Raw genomic sequence first — 16,856 nt, 5'->3', positions numbered from 1 at the left:
TACTATGTTTTCTGAAGTTTTTAACCACATCCACCCGATTGTCGTACATTTCCCTATCGCGCTCATCATCATCGGTTTTGGGTATGATCTGGTAATCGCCCTGAAAAAACGCACTTTGAATCCTGCCGGAGGGTTATGGATGTGGCTTCTTGCTGCAGTGGGCTCCTGGATCGCTATAGCGACCGGACCGGAAGATGACGCCCGCGGCGTGACTTCATTCTTTGAGTCCCACGAGACACTCGCCACCCTGACTGCTTGGGCCGTTTCTCTGATCGTTGTATGGAGATTGCTGATGTTCTGGAAAGGCAAACGTGCTTTTGTAAAGGTTCCGCTTGTGCTGTACTTGGTCCTCTCTCTTGTCTCTTGCGGCCTCGTGCTCGGAACCGGATATTACGGCGGGAAAATGGTGTATACAGATGGTGTAGGCGTATCCGCTAACGGTGCTGCGGTCAACCCCCCTGTACAAGGAAACCATAAATAATCTACACAAGAAAGAAGCCGATGCTCACCTGAAAAGGGAGACTCGGCTTCTTTGGTTTATCCGTCTGATCAGATAAGCTGTACTTTAAAGGCTATTCTTTAACAGCACCGACCACAATCCCGGTTACAAAATACCGCTGTAAAAAAGGATACACCAGCAATATCGGCAAGGCACTGATGAATATTTGTGACGCCCGGATCGTCCGCTGCGACAGATTGGCAACGGCGGTCGGATCAAGCTTCGACATGTCGGCCTGCACGATAATGGTCTGCATAAAGGTCGCCAGCGGGAGCTTGGATGCATCCCTGATATAGATAATCCCGTCAAAATAGGAATTCCAATGCCCCACCATAATAAACAGGGAGACTGTGGCCAGTACAGGCAGGGAAACCGGCAGATACACGCTGTAAAAGGTCCGGAACTGCCCAGCCCCGTCAATAAAGGACGCTTCTTCGAGATCCTTTGGCACCGTACGGAAGAAATTCAGCAGCAGGATAATATTGAACACAGCGACCAGTCCCGGAAGGATCAGCGCCATCAGGGAATCCATCAGCCCAAGCTTCAGTATCAGAATGTAGCCGGGAATCAGCCCGCCGCTGAACAGCATGGTGACGACAAAGTACCAGAGATAAATATTCCGTGCCCGAAATACACGGGTTTCCTTGGAGAGCGCGTAAGCAGCTATGGTATTCACAACCAGGGCAAGCGCCGTTCCGAGCACAGTCCGTTCTACAGACACCCATAAGGAGGAGAGAAAGTTGCTGTTGTTAAATGTTTTTGCATAAGCCTCAATTGTAAATCCGATAGGCCAAAAGGTTACCAGACCTGCGTTGGCCGGAGCCGTCGAACTGAGGGATACCATCAGCAAATGATACAGCGGAAGCAGGCACAGCACGGAAATAACCGTCAGGAAGACATTATTGAAGATACTGAATATGCGGTAAGACGCCGTTTTGTGATACATAGAATGTCATCCTTTCTAAAAGATTCTGTAGCCGGCAAACCGGTAGGCCAGACGATAGGAGATCACGATCAAGATTAGGCTTATCGCCGATTTGAACAGATTTACCGCGGTGGCAAAGCTGAACTGTCCGCTGAGCAGGCCTTCTCTGTACACAAAGGTGTCAATAATATCGCCCTGCTGATAGATCAAAGGACTATACAGGTTAAATACTTGGTCAAAGTTCGCGTTCAGCACGTTGCCCAGTGCCAGTGTGGCCACTACGATGGCAATCGGAATCAACGCCGGAATGGTAATATACATCGTCTGCTTCCAGCGTCCAGCCCCATCCACTTCCGCTGCTTCGTACAGCGAAGGATTAATGCCGGATAACGCGGCCAGGAAGATAATCATATTGAAGCCGAATTCCTTCCAGACATCACTGAAAATAATTGTGAACCGGAACCAGTTGCCGTCGCCCAGGAAGAAGATCGGCTTAACACCGAACACACTGGAGATGAACTGGTTGATCAGGCCCGTCTGGGCAAGCATATCAATCAGAATCCCCGACAGGGTAACCCAGGATAAAAAGTGCGGCAGATAGACCAGCGTCTGAATGGTTCGTTTGAGCGCCATCTTTCTGACCTCGTTCAGCAGTAAAGCGAAGAAGAACGGAATGACCAGGTTCATGATCATCTTGGAGCAGGCAAAGAATAGCGTATTCCATGTAATCTGCAGGAAATATTCATTCTGCCACATGTATTCGAAATGTTTGAGTCCTACCCAAGGAGAATCAGCGAATCCGAGCGCCGGCTTATAATCCTGAAAAGCCATAAGAATCCCGCCCATGGGGATATAAGAAAAAATAAACACCATAACTGCCGCCGGCAGCACCATAAAGTGGAGCACCCACGGCTGCTTAACCCTCTTTTTCCTCGATAAGCGCGGCGTTTTTCCAGGATTCACCTGCTGTATAGTGTTAGCTTCCATCGCTCTCTCCCGCTTTCAAAAAATTATTTTGTGTGTTGTATGAATCTCTGCTATAAATAGTAGCAAGCATTTCTCAGGTTTGACTATATTACTTTATTAGGCTCGTATAGGGATTTATTAGGGCTTCGTCTGGGGGGACAACGATGGGTCTAAGTACAGCTATTCATTTCGTTAAAGAAAAATCCTGGAGCAGATTTAGTTTGTTCGCCAAAATGAACAGTCTGATTATTGTGCTGTTTATTCCAATCATCATCGTATATACGTATTCCAATAACGTTACCTTCGATGTAGTCAGTAAAGAGCTGCAGGAGTCCAACACCAAACAGCTGACTTTTTTGTCCAGTCAAATTGATTCACGGATCAACCAGATGATGGATTTCAGCCTGGTATTCTCCAAAGATCCGAATGTCAGGAAATTCAATGGTCTGAATATGTGGGAAGACCGTTACGACCACATGCAGACCCGTTATGTCATTCAGGAGAAGATGATGCTCCAGTCCGGGTTAACGGATATCTGGCCTTCCAGATACGCTGTATATTCCCAGCAGAATAAGGATGTCATTTCCAATTACGACAAGCCCACAGGTTATGATGAACACTACTTGAAGCAAAATATGAGCGGTAAATGGACATACAGCGACGGCAAATCCGGTTATCCGGGGCAGACCAAGGCCTTTTACTGGTTCTATAGCGATTCTATTGCTCCGCAGGGAACGTTCACGGGAAGTGATCTGGTGGTTGAAGCCAGCTTCAGCTATGAGAATATCCAGAACATGCTGGATACGTATAAGGCAGGGGGACAAGGTGATCCGTTCTTCTATCACAAAGGGAATGCGCCGATCCTGAACCGCAGTGCAGACCAGCAACTGACGGGTGAGCTGATTACTTATCTGAACGAGCATTCACCGGACAACAGCACACAGCATGTAGTGAAAATGAAGAATAAAAATTATCTGGTCAGTTCGGTGAAATCCTCCAATCTGGACTGGTACCTGGTTGACGTTGTACCGCTAGACCGTATCCTCGGGCCCATATCCGGCAGCCGTAATTTATTCTATGTATCCATGCTTCTGCTGTTTGTTGTTGGAATCTCGGCTTCTATCCTGCTGTACAGAAATGTTCAACAGCCCATCAAAAAGCTCATCAAAGGGCTTAGACGTGTGCAGCGGGGAGACTACACGGTACGCCTCCACTCCGAGGAACAAAACGAATTTTCGTTTCTCTTCCACCGGTTCAATGATATGTCTCATCAGATTCAGGATCTGATAGAAAATGTATTCAACGAAAAAATCCGGGCCCGTGAGGCTACCCTGAAGCAGCTTCAAGCCCAGATCAATCCGCATTTTCTGTACAATTGCCTGGGATATATTATCAACATGGCCCAAATGAAAGATGAAGAAGCCGTGGTATCAATGGCCTATAACTTAAGCGCTTACTATCGCTATACCACCCGCATGGAGCGGGATACAGCCACCCTGGACGACGAAGTCAAACTGCTGGTCAACTATTTGGATATTCAAAAGCTGCGCAATGGCCGCATTGAGTATCATATCGATATCCCCAAGGAGATGCTGACCCAGACCATACCTCGTCTCCTGCTACAGCCCATTGTGGAGAACTCCGTCATCCACGGGGTCGGAAAATCTTACAGCTCCGGTGAAATCCGGATCAGCGGCGAGTGTGCCGGAGGCTTCTGCCGGGTGTATATTGACGACGACGGGCCGGGTCTTAGCCAGGACCAGCAGGAAGCGCTCAACCGCAAGATGCGGGAGCCGCTGCGCGAGGAAATGGGCTGCGGTCTTTGGAATACGAATCAGCGGCTTATTCACCAGTTCGGCAGCCTCTCCCGTCTACATTTCAGGGAATCTCCGCTAGGCGGTTTCCGGACAGAGATTATCTGGGAAATTCCGGCCCTGGAAGAGCAGTATCCGTACACTAACCTACAAGGAGCCACACTTCATGCAAATGATCATCGTTGACGACGAAGCCCACTGGGTAGATAACCTATCCATGACCAAACCCTGGCACACGCTGGGCATCGAACAAGTACACAAGGCCTATTCCGCTACCGAGGCGCTTCAGATCATCGAAACGCACCCTATCGATATTGTGATCTCAGATATTCAGATGCCTGAAATGACGGGACTTGAACTAATTGAGCGAATACGGAAACGGGACAAGAAAATCAAGTGCATCATCTTAACCGGGCATTCAGAGTTCGAATTCGCCAAAACAGCCATCCAGCACAGTGCAGTGGACTACCTGCTTAAGCCTCCGACAGACCATGAATTACTCGGTGCCGTCCAAACCGCCATTGATCAATTGAATGCAGAATGGGAGCTGGTCAGTTCCCTGGAGCGTACCCAATATACGCTGAGAGAGAACCTGCCCCTGCTGCGCGGACAATTGCTTCTGAGCGCACTGCAGGGGCAGCGGATGTCAGCCGACGAATGGGAACGCAAGCTGGGGAGCTATGGTCTTCCCTTCATCCGCGGGGACGGTGCCTTGATGCTGGTCAGGCTGGAAGAAGAATTCGGACAGTACAAGAATAACGGGCAGCCCCTCATTGAGTATGCAGTCATCAATATGGCGGAAGAGATTATTGGCGAATTCATGGAGGTCTGGGGCGTTAAGGAAGAGCATGGCTATCTGGTCTTTCTGCTTCAGCTGAAGGAGCGGGCAGCAGATCTGGGGAAGGAAGGCCTTCTGGAGCAGTTGTCTGTACAACTGCAATATAAGGTCAAACAATTCCTGAAGGGTTCACTGTCTATAGTCATCACAGAATGGTTCAAGTTCCCTGAGCAGCTGTCTGACCGGTTCCGCCAGGCTTCAGCCTACTTCCGCCAGATTGTCGGGGATGAGCGGGAATTCGTGATGCGGGTCAGTGAACCTGGCGAACAGGCAGAACAAGGACCACTGGATGCCCTCTACACGCCGCCTTCCCTGATTCATCTGCTGGAATCCGGACATTGGGAAGCTGCCGAGACCAAGCTGATGGATGTATGTGCAGAACTGGATGAGAAATGGCCTGAATCCTGGGAGCACTGCATGGAGGCCGGGTTCTTAATCTCGGCGGCCTTCTCTAACCTCGCACACCGGAATGGACATACGCTCGGCAAGCTGCTGGGGACAGATATTGAAGCGCTGCAGAGCGGGGAAGCCTTCTCTTCCATCAACAAGCTCAGAGTATGGTCCGTGAGCGTGCTTGGCAAGCTGAAAGAGGGAACCTCCAGCGAAATCAAAGACATCCGTTCCCTCTACGTGAAGAAAATCCAGGAGTTTACAGATAAGAATCTGCATCTGGATGTGTCCTTGCGGGTGCTGGCAGACCATGTCAACCTGCATCCCACCCATCTGTCCAAGATCTACAAGATCGAAACAGGTGAAGGCATCAGTGAATACATCTCGCGCCTGCGTATGGACCGGGCCTGCCATATGCTGAAGACTACCGCCAAAAAGGTGTATGAGATCAGCACAGACATTGGGTACATGGACCCCGCCTACTTCATCAAGGTATTCAAACGCCAGTTTGGGGTAACACCGCAGGAATACAGGGACGGAAAAAAATAGCATGATAGAGTCCTATCGAAACTAAGAAACTCATATAGATGCCTTCCCCTCAAAGTTGGTACAGTACACATGTAAGCATCATACACAGTAGGGGGACATGATGAATGAATACATTCCAAAAATTTGGCTCGTTGCTCGCTGTTACAGCTCTCGTCACACTGACAGCCTGTAGCGGAACATCCAATGACAATGCATCAAAAGGCAATGCCGCTTCTAATTCTGATAGCGCCAATAGTGCCACTACCTCTGAAGCCGACGCAGCCTTTGCCAAAGGCAAATATGATCCGCCGATTGAGATCAGCTCTGTCTTAATGCCGAAGAAGTACGTGCAGGGCGACACGAAGGAAAACAATGTACATGACCGCTGGATGCTGGAGACCCTGGGAATCAAGCATAAAGATACCTGGTACCCTGCAAATGACGACCAATACAGACAAAAGCTTCAGCTTGCGATCTCCTCAGGCGAGAAGCTTCCCGATTTCGTATCGGTACCTACCAATCCGGTATTGACTAATCAATTAATTGATTCCGGCCAGTTCATTGCGATTGATGAGCTGTTTGACAAATACGCCAACAAGACGCTGAAGGATCACGCCGCAGCGCACCCTGAGCTCTGGTATCCTTTCATGAGAGACGGCAAGAAATATAATATGCCGATCATGGAATATACGGACAATGACGATACCCTTCTCTGGCTCCGCGAGGACTGGATGGAGAAGCTGAATCTTGAGGCTCCCAAGACCATTGCCGACTTAGATAATATCATGGACAAATTCAAGAACCAGAACCCTGACGGCCTGGCTCCTGATAAAGTATTTCCACTGGCTATTTCACTGAAAAATAATACGAATACCTGGATGGGTTCGCTGGACTGGCTGTTCGGAGCTTACGGCACCATCGAGGAGCAATGGAACAAGGATGCGGACGGCAATCTGGAGTATGGCTCCGTGAACCCGGGTGCCAAGCAAGCCCTGGCGAAGCTGAAAGAATGGATGGATAAAGGATATATCCATGCGGACTCCGCTCTGTGGGATGAAGGAAAATCCGCTGAGAGCTGGACCAAAGGCACGGCAGGCATTTTGCCAGGGGCCCAATGGGTTCCAGACTGGCCTGCTCCCGATCTGCTCAAGAATGTGCCGGGCTCCAAGTACAAAGCTTATCCAGTTCCCGCAGGACCGGATGGCAAAATCGGCACCAAGTGGCAAAATTCCGGTGTCAACGCCAGTATCATGATCAACAAAGATGCCAAGCACCCGGAAGCAATCTTCCTGTACTATAACTATTTGCTCGATAACGTGGCGAATCCGACCGCAGGCAGCCCTTATGAATATGGCTTTGCCAAAGGGTATGACTGGGATATTATTGATGGCCAGCCTACCAGTGATAAAGAGAAGATTAAGGACTTCAACAATGAATTCCCGTTCCTGACTGGTCCGGCCCGTATTCCTGATCTGTACATGAAAACACTTGTTAAGCTGGCAAACGGCGAAAAGCCGGTTACCCCTTATGAGAAACAAATGGCTGAGTTCCGCAAGCCGGAGAACTGGGCAGCCGCCAAGATCGTAATGTCGCAACTGGATATCCGCAAGCAGAACTATTTCACAGGAGCAGCCACGCCGACTATGGTCTCCAAGTGGAATCTGCTGCGCCAGTCCGAGATGGAAACCTTCAACAAAATCATCTACGGCAAATTGCCGGTTGATGCCTTTGATGAATTCGTCACCAACTGGAAAGCTAACGGCGGCGACCAAATCACGAAGGAGGTCAACGATTGGTACAAATCAGTATCAGCCAAATAATTAGAAATATGGGGATGACTCCAAAGCCAGCAATCGGCTTGGGTCATCCCCTTCTGTTTTTGAGGGGAATCCCTGTATACCAGCAACTGATTATGCTAAACTGGCGAATGGAGCCGCAGAAACTCCCTATGAACCACAGCAGTCATCATACAGCAGAAGGAGAGATGATTTCGTTGGTAGATGTAAAAGGAAAATGGGCATTGATTACAGGCGCAAGCAGAGGTGTAGGTTATCAGACCGCTTTATTTATGGCGGAGCAAGGCTGCAATCTTATACTTCATAGCAGAGACCTGGCACATACCGCAACAGTGGAGCAAGAAGTTAAGGCATTAGGGGTTGAAGCCTATTGTGTGCAGGCCGAGCTTGGCAAACATGAAGAAGTGGTTGCCATGCTGGATGAAATTGAGGATAAGCGTACGGTTGTGGATATTGTATTTAACAATGCAGCTGTCCAAATTGCCTATAGAGCAGATTACTGGAACACGCCGGTTGATGATTATGAACAAAGTTTCCGGATTAATTTCATTTCCGTTGCCACCATTTGTAACCGTTTTATTCCAAAAATGATCGAGCGTGGTTTCGGGCGGGTAATCAACACCACCAGTGGCATCAAAAACGAGCCTGAGCAGTCAGGTTATGCAGCCAGTAAAGCCGCCCTCGACAAATTCACCAAAGATCTGGCATCCCGGCTGGATGGAACTGATGTCATCCTTAGCTTAACCGATCCCGGCTGGTGCAGAACGGATCTCGGTGGACCGAACGCCACCAGCCCGGTAGAAAGCGTAATTCCCGGGATTGCAGTGGGCGCTTTTGTGGATGACAAGAAAAGCGGACGCTTCCTGCATGCACAGGCTTTTACGGGCATGACCCTCGCGGAGGCCGTAACCAAGGCTGAAACCATGGAGGCTACCCCCTACGTTATCTAGACCAATCACCTTCATAGCCTTAAGACAAGGGTGCTCTGCTAAGGAGCACTTTTTGTGATTATCAATGAACTATAATGCAAGGTCAAGCGGTTACTGGCCCAGCTTTAATAAAAAATTAATCTGCAACTGATACTATGAAAGCAGAATGAAAGCAGAATGAAATCAGAGGGGATTCGGATGAAAATACTAATTGTTGAAGACGAACTTCCATTGCTCGAAGCGATCATTGAAATCTATGATAATGAATCCTTTGAAGCAACAGGGGCTTCGAATGGGGATGAAGGTTACTACTTGGCAGAGAACGGAAGCTATGATCTTATCGTGCTTGATATCATGCTGCCGGGAATGAACGGTCTTCAAATCGTCAAGCGGCTGCGGGAGAAGCAGGTGGCGACACCCATCATTATGCTTACGGCAAAAGACAGCGTCGAGGACTCTGTGAGGGGACTGGATGCCGGGGCAGATGATTATGTGACAAAACCCTTTGCTGCAAGCCTGCTGCTCGCCAGAACAAGGGCCGTATTGCGGCGCCGGGGAAACGTGAATCCGGAAGGTAATATGACCTGCGGCGAGATTCAATTGATCTCTTCTTTGAGAGATGCCTATGCCGGTGAGGAAGCTTTGAAGCTCACCCCCAAAGAATACGAGCTGTTGGAATTTTTGCTGTGCAACAAAGATCAGATTTTATCGCGGGAACAAATCTTCGAACGGATATGGGGCTTCGATTCAGAATCGGCTTCTTCTGCCGTGGATGTCTATGTCCACCATCTGCGCAAGAAGCTGGCTCCGTATGGAGGCGATCTCTATCTGAAGACCATCCGCGGAGTGGGGTATCTGCTGAAAGGAGAAGCCCATGTTCAGTAGAACCCGCCGTCAGTTAGTACTGCTGAACTCAGCAGTTCTTGTATTCATTTTACTTGTATCAGGCTTCGTCCTGTATATCCATCTCCGCTACCGGTTATATCATGAAGCAGATGAAGCGATCCTGAATACAGCCAAATCTATGCAAAGGGCTTCCATCGACCAGATGCTTCAAGAAGACCACCCCGAACCGGATGCCGACCGGAGAACCTCCTATTTCTTCTGGGACCGGCAAGGAAAGCTGATGATTCAATATCCGAAGCAAGGCTTCACCCGTGAAGAGGCCCAGCGATTCAAAGATGCTGCCGCCGGGAGTTCACCCAGGACTGTGGAGACCGGCGACGACCGGGAATACCTGACCTTGGGTTTTGCTAACCCCTCTGAAGTAACGGCTGGATCCCCTGCAGCCTTTCATGCCGCTTATGTAGTTGTGGTCAGAAATCTGGAAGATGAGAACAAAATGCTCGGCTCACTCCGTATGGACCTCGCTATAGGATGCGCCGCAGGCGTACTCTTTTCGATACTCATCGGCTTCTTCCTGGCGGGGCATGCCCTTGTTCCGATCCGGCGGTCTTGGAACAAGCAGCAGCAGTTTGTTGCGGATGCCTCTCATGAACTGCGCACGCCAACTGCTGTGATCCAGACCCGCACCGAGCTGTTGTTCCGTCATCCCCAGCATACTATTGAAGAGGAGAGCCAGAACATTGCGCTGATCCTAAAAGAAAGTAAACGCATGGGCCGGCTGATTGATGATCTGCTGACCCTGGCAAGAACCGACTCCAACCAGCTTCAAATTCACGCTGCCCCGGTTCCGCTGCATCTCCTCCTTCAAGAGATCACCGAGCAGTTCGGGCTCTTGGCCGAAACCAAGTCTGTTCAGATTCATTCCCATTTCCAGCCTGCCGAGATCGAGGGTGACGACAACCGCCTAAGACAATTGTTTATTATTTTATTGGATAATGCGCTGAAGTTCACTCCCCCGGATGGATTCATCAAGCTTACCTGCCACACTTCTCCCCACTCTGTCCGTGTCCTCGTGAAAGACAGCGGCTGCGGGATCAGCCCGGAAGATCTTCCGCATGTGTTTGAACGCTTCTATCGCGGAGATAAGAGCAGATCCCGCACCGAAGGCGGAACCGGCCTTGGCCTGTCTATCGCCGAATGGATCGTACTTGCCCATAACGGGACAATCCGTGTCACCTCACAGGAGGGGAGCGGCACAGAATTCCAGCTCATTTTCCCCAAAAAGTTGTAGTGTTCTCTCCGGCTGTGTCTTTTTAAGAAAATCTCAATAATCCCTTCTTATACTTAGAGTATTCACACGAGCATTCTATTGGAGGGATTAATCGATATGGCGAAGATGAACAGCAAATGGGTTATCCTGTGTTCCGCCGCAATTGGGGCGATCTACACTGCAGGATATTATTCAACCGACACGCTGGCGGCTATTCAGCAGCCCGTACCCTATAGCCAGGTAAGCGGCTCATCCGGGAATCAGAGCAGCAAGCTGGATAGCCAGCCGGTTGGCAGTCAGGTCAGTGTTAAAGTCAGCAAGCCAACCAGCAATCCGGCCAGTACTAAGGTCAAGCCCAAAGCTGCCACTGCTTCCCCCGCTCCCACGGTCAAAAGCAAATATAAAAGTGGAACTTTCTACGGCGCAGGAAACAACCGGCGGGGATCTATTCAGGTAGCGGTGAGCATCAAGAATGATAAAATTACGGACGTAGAAGTCACTAATTACAGAATGCGCTACTCCCAAGGCTATATAGCCGGCTTACCCCAAGAGATTATACAGAATCAAAGTGCTAAGGTTCACAATGTATCAGGCGCAACCTACAGCACCCGGGCATTCAGAGACGCTATCCAAAATGCGCTGGACCAAGCGTTGAACGCTTAACGGAGGGTATCATGAAGCGGACCAAATTGTATATGGATACCACTGTGGAAATTCAGGTTATTACCGGCAGCGCACAGGAATCAGCTGCTGCTGCAGCGTTGGACCGGGCGTTCGAAGCCTTTCACAAGGTTGAGCAGGCCTGCAGCCGGTTCAGCCCGGATAGTGAGCTGATGCAGGCTGCACGGCAGATTCAGACCGCCGTACCGGTTAGCCCGTTTTTATACGAACCTCTGAAGTTTGCCCTGGAGATGGCTGAATGGACAGATGGCTTATTCGATCCCACCGTGGGACAAGCGCTGGAGAACTTGGGTTTTAATGAGCATTATTTAACCCGGCAAGCGATGCACAGCTCTACCTCTTCTTCCGCCTCCTACCGGGATATTATCCTGGACGAGGAGAAGCATACGCTATATTTACAGAAACCGCTGGTCATTGATTTAGGAGCTGTTGCCAAAGGATTTGCCATTGATTTAGCCGCACATGAGCTGCGGGCTTTTGATGGCTTTGTCGTCAATGCGGGGGGCGATCTGTATGCCGGAGGCTTGAATGAAACCGGGAGCAAGTGGCGGATCGGCATTCAGCATCCTGTGAATCCGGAACAAATTCTTTACACGATTGAACTTTCCAATGAGGCCATCTGCACTTCCGGAAGCTATGAACGCAGAAGCCCCATCCACCCGGAGACTCATCATATTATTGACCCGAGCAGCACAGAATCACCACAGGAAATGGTTAGCTGCAGTGTGATTGCCCCTTATGCCATGATGGCGGACGCCTTCTCGACAGCCAGCTTCTTGTCTGGTGTGGAGCACGGGACGGCGCTCATTGACCAGGTGAAGCTCAAGGGACTCTTCATCACTTCCGATTTAACATCAGTTACGCTTGGAGGGATACACATTGAAAAAGGTTAAACAATGGATCAAAACGCCCAAAGGGTATGTCACCCTGTGCATGCTTGGCTATGTACTTCTGGCTTCAGCCGGGTCCATGGATATCAAAGGCATCATCAACGCGGGCATTGCTGTCAGTATATCCGTAGCCGCCGATATGCTATGTACATCTCTGGTCAAAAAGAAACGGACTCCGCCCTATAGTGCTATCATTACAGGACTTATCATCGCTCTGATCTTAAGCACTAGCGCTTCATGGATCGTTGTCGCTGCGACTTCCCTGCTCGCTATTGTACCGAAATATGTGTTTGTGAATAAGAAAAAAGCCATTTTTAATCCTGCGAGTCTCGGCCTGCTGCTATCGAGTCTGCTCTTTCAAACCGGGCAGAGCTGGTGGGGGGCTTTCGGCGACCTCCCGGCCTGGACCTTGATTTTCCCCTTGATCGGCGGTTATCTGGTGACGAACCGTGTGAATAAATTCCCTTTGATCTTTTCTTTTCTCGGCACATATTTCGCCCTGCTGCTGATCATGGGAATATTCCAGTTCGGTGACGCCACGGATGCCCTGCGGATTCCATATATCAATGCCAGCCTGTTCTTTGCCCTGTTTATGCTTACGGACCCGCCTACCTCACCGGCCAAGTATAAGGATCAAATTATTTTTGGTATTCTATGCGCTGTTGTGGGAGCTCTGGTGTATGCATACTTCGGCGGTTTGATCTACTTATTTGTGGGGCTGCTTGCCGGGAACCTGTATCACTACGCAAGAACAAGACCTTCTTATCGTACACAGTCCTCAAGAGCTTCGTTATCGTGATGTTGAACTTGCTCATAACACTCCCCGGAACGATGGGGCCCGGGCTATACGTTGAAGAGTGGAGGTAACTTTAAGAAGCTATCCTTCCACTTCTTCAAGATAGGCTGCCGCTCCCTCAGCGGTCTTCATTACTTAGCACCACGGATGTCTCGATCTGCCGCTCCGGGATATTCCAGTATTTACTCAGCAAATCCCGCTTCTTGTCTGCCTGGACTAGCTTGAACCCATTCTTCATGTAAAAGGAAATGGCCCAGTCTGCCGCTTCCCAAGTACCGATGAGGATGGGCTTATCTGTACGTTCTGTAATGTGCATTAGCAGTTTCGTTCCAATCCCGCCTTGGCGCTGGGCTGTTCGTACATAAGCATGTCTGATCAAGGCGACTTCACCCTTATCCTGAACTCCCATCACACCGCACAGTTCTCCGCCGTCTTCGAATCCCCAAAAAACGACCCCATCCTCCATCTCATGAACAAGTTCAGCTCTGCTCATATACGGCTCATGGTACCGGTCCTCCGGAATAATACCTTGATATGCCTTGGCAGCATCGTTGATAATCCGGTACATGTTGTCCTCGTCTTTCTGCTCACACAATCGAATCATCGGGCGTCTCTCCTTCCTATGGATTCTTTTCTTTTATAAAAATAAGCTGCATTCGTGTTCACTTTTATAGTATGGATGTTCAGCTATTCGCCTGCTTCTGCCAAATCAAATAATTAAGGGAAATTATACCATGTATGCCTGAAAAAAATAAGTCGTGAGACGCTGACGGTTCGCTCTATATGACGGCATATGCGCCGAGCAGGCCAGACTGTTCTTTGCGGCTTACGCTCTCAATGTCCGTTGGTATTGGACAGCCTTCCAGCAATCCGTTGCCCATTGAACCAGTGGCTGGGAGCATGATGCAAAAAAAATCCAGGACTACGCGAAGCACAAATGACCAAAAACGCACAGCAGCGATTCTCCAATACGCGAGAATCGCTGCTGTGCTCACTTTTGTGGATTTTATGAAGAAGAGAACTGTCTCCCGTCATAGAAAATCTAGATCCATAAGATATCCAAGTGCCATTTAGTTGATTAGTTGTTCAACCTGAAGCAGCCTTCTGATCATCACGGTCGTCTCTGCACGGGTAACATGACGCATTGGTAAGATTTCATTATTGCTGCCCTTAATAATTCCAGCCGCTATCATTTCTGCCATGGCGTCACTGGCCCATACGGGAACCTCGGACCGGTCACGATATTGCTCTGGTATAGACAAGTGCTGATTATATGCCGGGTTCTCCAGCCATGCTCTGATCCGGTTCATGATCACTGCGCTTTCGGCGCGGGTAATAGGCTGATCCGGACGTATTGTATGATCTCCGTACCCGTTAAGGAATTTATAGTCAACTGCCGCCTGAATAACTTTACTATACCAGTCCTGCGCGCGTACATCTTGAAAGTCCTGCTTCAATAATCTGGGCTCAATCCCCAGAGCACGCACGGCAATTGCTGCAAACTCCGCTCTTGTGATAGACCCATCAGGGTCAAACCGGCCGGCCCCTTTACCTTGAACAATCTGCCGGTTTGCCATATCCTCTACGTCCACCCGGCTCCAGTGACCAACCAAATCATCCATGGACAAGGAGGATTGCACCAGCATAAAAGTTCCGTTAGACAGACTCTGTATTATAACTTTGAATGGCTCCTGATCGGTTACGACTCGCGTCGGCACAGGGAGAAAACTTCCGTCGTCCCGGAGCAGGACAGCTGTAGTGACAGAATGCGGGTCGCCCCCCGCTGGAAGGTTGATGCTGAATTCTGCATACTTATTGAAATCATTTATAGTTCTTGTATCGCCATGATACCCAGCCTGCACCGTATACTGGACGTGCTGGAGTACCTTAGTGCCGGGACTGGGTTCTGCAAGAAGCGATATACCCGGTGAGGGCTTGCCGATCGATACATCCACTGCGATGTCCTTCAGATCTACCTGAGATCCGAAGGAGGCCGCTACATGGTCAATATTGATCTGTCCTGAGTCCAGTGTGTACGATCCGTATGATGTTTTTAGCTGAATACGTTCCTGCTTGTACTCCATTTGTTTTATCATCTGACCGGTTAGATGAAGGATAACCCGATCTCCGGGTTCCTTAACCGGAACCGTTAGATCGATATTCTCGTGCTGTGCTATTACCGATAGCAACTGCTTGCTGTCCATTACAATGCGAATTATTTTCTCTCCTTGTTCCTGCTCAATCTTTTGCACACCCATCGGGAAGTATTTATGATCACCTACAAAGACTTCAATCTGACTTGTCTTAACCGGATCGTCTTCGGCTGCAGAGAAGATCTCTGTGTTCTGCCCCGGAGGATCAGAGAAGACTGCGCGAAAAACGGTTACTCTGTACTCTTGTATAGCAAGCCCGCCGGGAGTTAGGACTTGAATCACAATGGTGTTCCATCCCTCATACAAAGGAAGGATCGTACCATTGACGACATGGACGGGTGTGCTGCCGTTAATAGACAGGTAACCAGCGGGATCCTGGAGAGCGGCATGAACTATGGCAGAGCTTGTCTGATTCCCTACGCTTAACGTGTATTGCAGGATACCCGGTGAAAAACCCGGACTTAATATTTGTCCTTCAAGTGATAAATCCGCCAGATTGGCATTGAATGCCGGTATTCGATAGATATGAATGGAATACTCCTTGTACAGTGAGCTATCCGTATTGGTGACCCTGATGCTTACCGTTGTCTCAGGGCCGGTTAATGGAATCTCCATCTCCACGGAATGGGCCGGGCTCCCATTATTGATAGATATCAACCCATGGTTGTGGGCAGCTACAGCTTTAAGGGGAACCGAAAGCTGTGAGTTTCTCACCTGAATAGAATAATTCATGATACCTGGATCAAAGGCTGGTTCCAATGTCCCCTCTCCTGCCTCCAGCGACTGGAGTTCCACAGAAGCGGGATCGGGGGCGGGGGACTGCGGCTGCGGCTGCGGCTGCGGCTGCGGTTGCGGTTGCGGTTGCGGTTGTGGCAGCGGCTGGCTCTGTTTCAGCACAGTAAGGTTAAATGACTTGGTCTGCTCCTCCGTGCCCCTGGTCACTTTGGCGGTCAGTGTGACCATACTGTCCACAGCGCTATATGCAGGACGGCTGACCGTCCCGTCCGGAGCAGCCAACCCCGCGTTGGTGCTGCTCCAGGTTATCGCCGTACCGTTCGGCCCGGTTCCAGATAAATTCACATTCTGGGTCACGCTGGACGCAGTGTCTCCGGGGGCGTAACCCACCTGCAGCCACGCCAGATCATCCGACACTGCCTCCGCGTCTGTAATGCTCTGTTTCAGCACAGTAAGGTTAAATGACTTGGTCTGCTCCTCCGTGCCCCGGGTCACTTTGGCGGTCAGTGTGACCATACTGTCTCCAGTGCTATATGCAGGACGGCTGACCGTCCCGTCCGGAGCAGCCAACCCCGCGTTGGTGCTGCTCCAGGTTATCGACGTACCGTTCGGCCCGGTTCCAGATAAATTCACATTCTGGGTCACACTGGACGCAGTGTCTCCGGGAGCGTAACCCACCTGCAGCCACGCCAGATCATCCGACACTGCCTCCGCATCTGTTATGCTCTGTTTCAGCACAGTAAGGTTAAATGACTTGGTCTGCTCCTCCGTGCCCCGGGTCACTTTGGCGGTCAGTGTGA

The 16,856-nt window shown here is 49.9% G+C and carries 15 protein-coding genes; 10 read left to right on the top strand and 5 right to left on the bottom strand.

Going from position 1 to position 16,856, the window contains the following annotated elements:
• The first annotated feature begins 4 nt into the window (after positions 1-4).
• Positions 5-481, top strand: coding sequence for a DUF2231 domain-containing protein (locus ACAN54_RS11370; protein ID WP_379154281.1), 477 nt, complete (start codon positions 5-7; stop codon positions 479-481).
• 91 nt (positions 482-572) lie between these two features.
• Here ACAN54_RS11370 and ACAN54_RS11365 read toward each other — a convergent pair whose 3' ends face one another.
• Both ACAN54_RS11365 and ACAN54_RS11360 read right to left on the bottom strand, forming a co-directional pair.
• Positions 573-1,445: a carbohydrate ABC transporter permease gene (locus ACAN54_RS11365; RefSeq protein WP_379154279.1), complete on the bottom strand. Its 873-nt coding sequence runs from the start codon at positions 1,443-1,445 to the stop codon at positions 573-575.
• 15 nt (positions 1,446-1,460) lie between these two features.
• On the bottom strand, positions 1,461-2,411 hold the full coding sequence (locus tag ACAN54_RS11360; protein WP_379154277.1) for an ABC transporter permease: 951 nt from the start codon (positions 2,409-2,411) through the stop codon (positions 1,461-1,463).
• A 143-nt stretch (positions 2,412-2,554) separates the two neighbouring features.
• Between ACAN54_RS11360 and ACAN54_RS11355 the strand changes: the two genes are divergently transcribed.
• From ACAN54_RS11355 to ACAN54_RS11315, 9 genes are all read left to right on the top strand, one after another.
• Entirely contained in the window at positions 2,555-4,390 is a 1,836-nt protein-coding gene (locus ACAN54_RS11355; protein WP_379154274.1) for a cache domain-containing sensor histidine kinase, read from the top strand.
• A complete protein-coding gene (locus ACAN54_RS11350) occupies positions 4,371-5,981 on the top strand; it encodes a response regulator transcription factor (protein WP_379154272.1) in 1,611 nt (536 codons plus the stop codon). Before ACAN54_RS11355 ends, ACAN54_RS11350 begins: the two co-directional genes overlap by 20 nt.
• Positions 5,982-6,085: 104 nt before the next feature.
• The gene (locus tag ACAN54_RS11345) at positions 6,086-7,780 is read left to right on the top strand and encodes a type 2 periplasmic-binding domain-containing protein (RefSeq protein WP_379154270.1); all 1,695 of its coding nucleotides are present in this window, start codon (positions 6,086-6,088) and stop codon (positions 7,778-7,780) included.
• 107 nt (positions 7,781-7,887) lie between these two features.
• The gene (locus ACAN54_RS11340) at positions 7,888-8,706 is read left to right on the top strand and encodes an SDR family NAD(P)-dependent oxidoreductase (RefSeq protein WP_379154268.1); all 819 of its coding nucleotides are present in this window, start codon (positions 7,888-7,890) and stop codon (positions 8,704-8,706) included.
• A gap of 177 nt (positions 8,707-8,883) precedes the next feature.
• Positions 8,884-9,570, top strand: a complete 687-nt coding sequence (locus tag ACAN54_RS11335) for a response regulator transcription factor (RefSeq protein WP_379154266.1) — start codon at positions 8,884-8,886, stop codon at positions 9,568-9,570.
• Complete coding sequence (locus ACAN54_RS11330) at positions 9,560-10,822, top strand: sensor histidine kinase (RefSeq protein WP_379154264.1); 1,263 nt, start codon at positions 9,560-9,562, stop codon at positions 10,820-10,822. The genes ACAN54_RS11335 and ACAN54_RS11330 overlap by 11 nt, the downstream gene beginning before the upstream one ends.
• Positions 10,823-10,918: 96 nt before the next feature.
• Positions 10,919-11,464 carry an FMN-binding protein gene (locus ACAN54_RS11325; protein ID WP_379154262.1) on the top strand — a complete coding sequence of 182 codons (546 nt, stop codon included), beginning with the start codon at positions 10,919-10,921 and terminating at the stop codon, positions 11,462-11,464.
• 11 nt (positions 11,465-11,475) lie between these two features.
• A complete protein-coding gene (locus ACAN54_RS11320; protein WP_379154261.1) occupies positions 11,476-12,375 on the top strand; it encodes an FAD:protein FMN transferase in 900 nt (299 codons plus the stop codon).
• Positions 12,362-13,171, top strand: coding sequence for an RnfABCDGE type electron transport complex subunit D (locus ACAN54_RS11315; RefSeq protein WP_379154259.1), 810 nt, complete (start codon positions 12,362-12,364; stop codon positions 13,169-13,171). Before ACAN54_RS11320 ends, ACAN54_RS11315 begins: the two co-directional genes overlap by 14 nt.
• 115 nt (positions 13,172-13,286) lie before the next feature.
• Here the strand turns inward: ACAN54_RS11315 and ACAN54_RS11310 are convergent, their stop codons facing one another.
• From ACAN54_RS11310 to ACAN54_RS11300, 3 genes are all read right to left on the bottom strand, one after another.
• Positions 13,287-13,772, bottom strand: coding sequence for a GNAT family N-acetyltransferase (locus ACAN54_RS11310; RefSeq protein ID WP_379154257.1), 486 nt, complete (start codon positions 13,770-13,772; stop codon positions 13,287-13,289).
• 175 nt (positions 13,773-13,947) lie between these two features.
• Positions 13,948-14,163, bottom strand: coding sequence for a hypothetical protein (locus ACAN54_RS11305; protein WP_379154254.1), 216 nt, complete (start codon positions 14,161-14,163; stop codon positions 13,948-13,950).
• 75 nt (positions 14,164-14,238) lie between these two features.
• A partial coding sequence (locus ACAN54_RS11300) for an immunoglobulin-like domain-containing protein (RefSeq protein ID WP_379154252.1) occupies positions 14,239-16,856 on the bottom strand: 2,618 nt, incomplete at its 5' end.

The organism is Paenibacillus diazotrophicus, assembly GCF_042610465.1.
This window is presented reverse-complemented; position numbering and strand designations above follow the sequence as displayed.

Bases quoted from the DNA above. Each gene is read 5' to 3' on its own strand.
- ACAN54_RS11370 (WP_379154281.1), top strand. From the start codon at position 5: ATGTTTTCTGAAGTTTTTAACCACATCCACCCGATTGTCGTACATTTC.
- ACAN54_RS11365 (WP_379154279.1), bottom strand. From the start codon at position 1,445: ATGTATCACAAAACGGCGTCTTACCGCATATTCAGTATCTTCAATAAT.
- ACAN54_RS11360 (WP_379154277.1), bottom strand. From the start codon at position 2,411: ATGGAAGCTAACACTATACAGCAGGTGAATCCTGGAAAAACGCCGCGC.
- ACAN54_RS11355 (WP_379154274.1), top strand. From the start codon at position 2,555: ATGGGTCTAAGTACAGCTATTCATTTCGTTAAAGAAAAATCCTGGAGC.
- ACAN54_RS11350 (WP_379154272.1), top strand. From the start codon at position 4,371: ATGCAAATGATCATCGTTGACGACGAAGCCCACTGGGTAGATAACCTA.
- ACAN54_RS11345 (WP_379154270.1), top strand. From the start codon at position 6,086: ATGAATACATTCCAAAAATTTGGCTCGTTGCTCGCTGTTACAGCTCTC.
- ACAN54_RS11340 (WP_379154268.1), top strand. From the start codon at position 7,888: ATGGAGCCGCAGAAACTCCCTATGAACCACAGCAGTCATCATACAGCA.
- ACAN54_RS11335 (WP_379154266.1), top strand. From the start codon at position 8,884: ATGAAAATACTAATTGTTGAAGACGAACTTCCATTGCTCGAAGCGATC.
- ACAN54_RS11330 (WP_379154264.1), top strand. From the start codon at position 9,560: ATGTTCAGTAGAACCCGCCGTCAGTTAGTACTGCTGAACTCAGCAGTT.
- ACAN54_RS11325 (WP_379154262.1), top strand. From the start codon at position 10,919: ATGGCGAAGATGAACAGCAAATGGGTTATCCTGTGTTCCGCCGCAATT.
- ACAN54_RS11320 (WP_379154261.1), top strand. From the start codon at position 11,476: ATGAAGCGGACCAAATTGTATATGGATACCACTGTGGAAATTCAGGTT.
- ACAN54_RS11310 (WP_379154257.1), bottom strand. From the start codon at position 13,772: ATGATTCGATTGTGTGAGCAGAAAGACGAGGACAACATGTACCGGATT.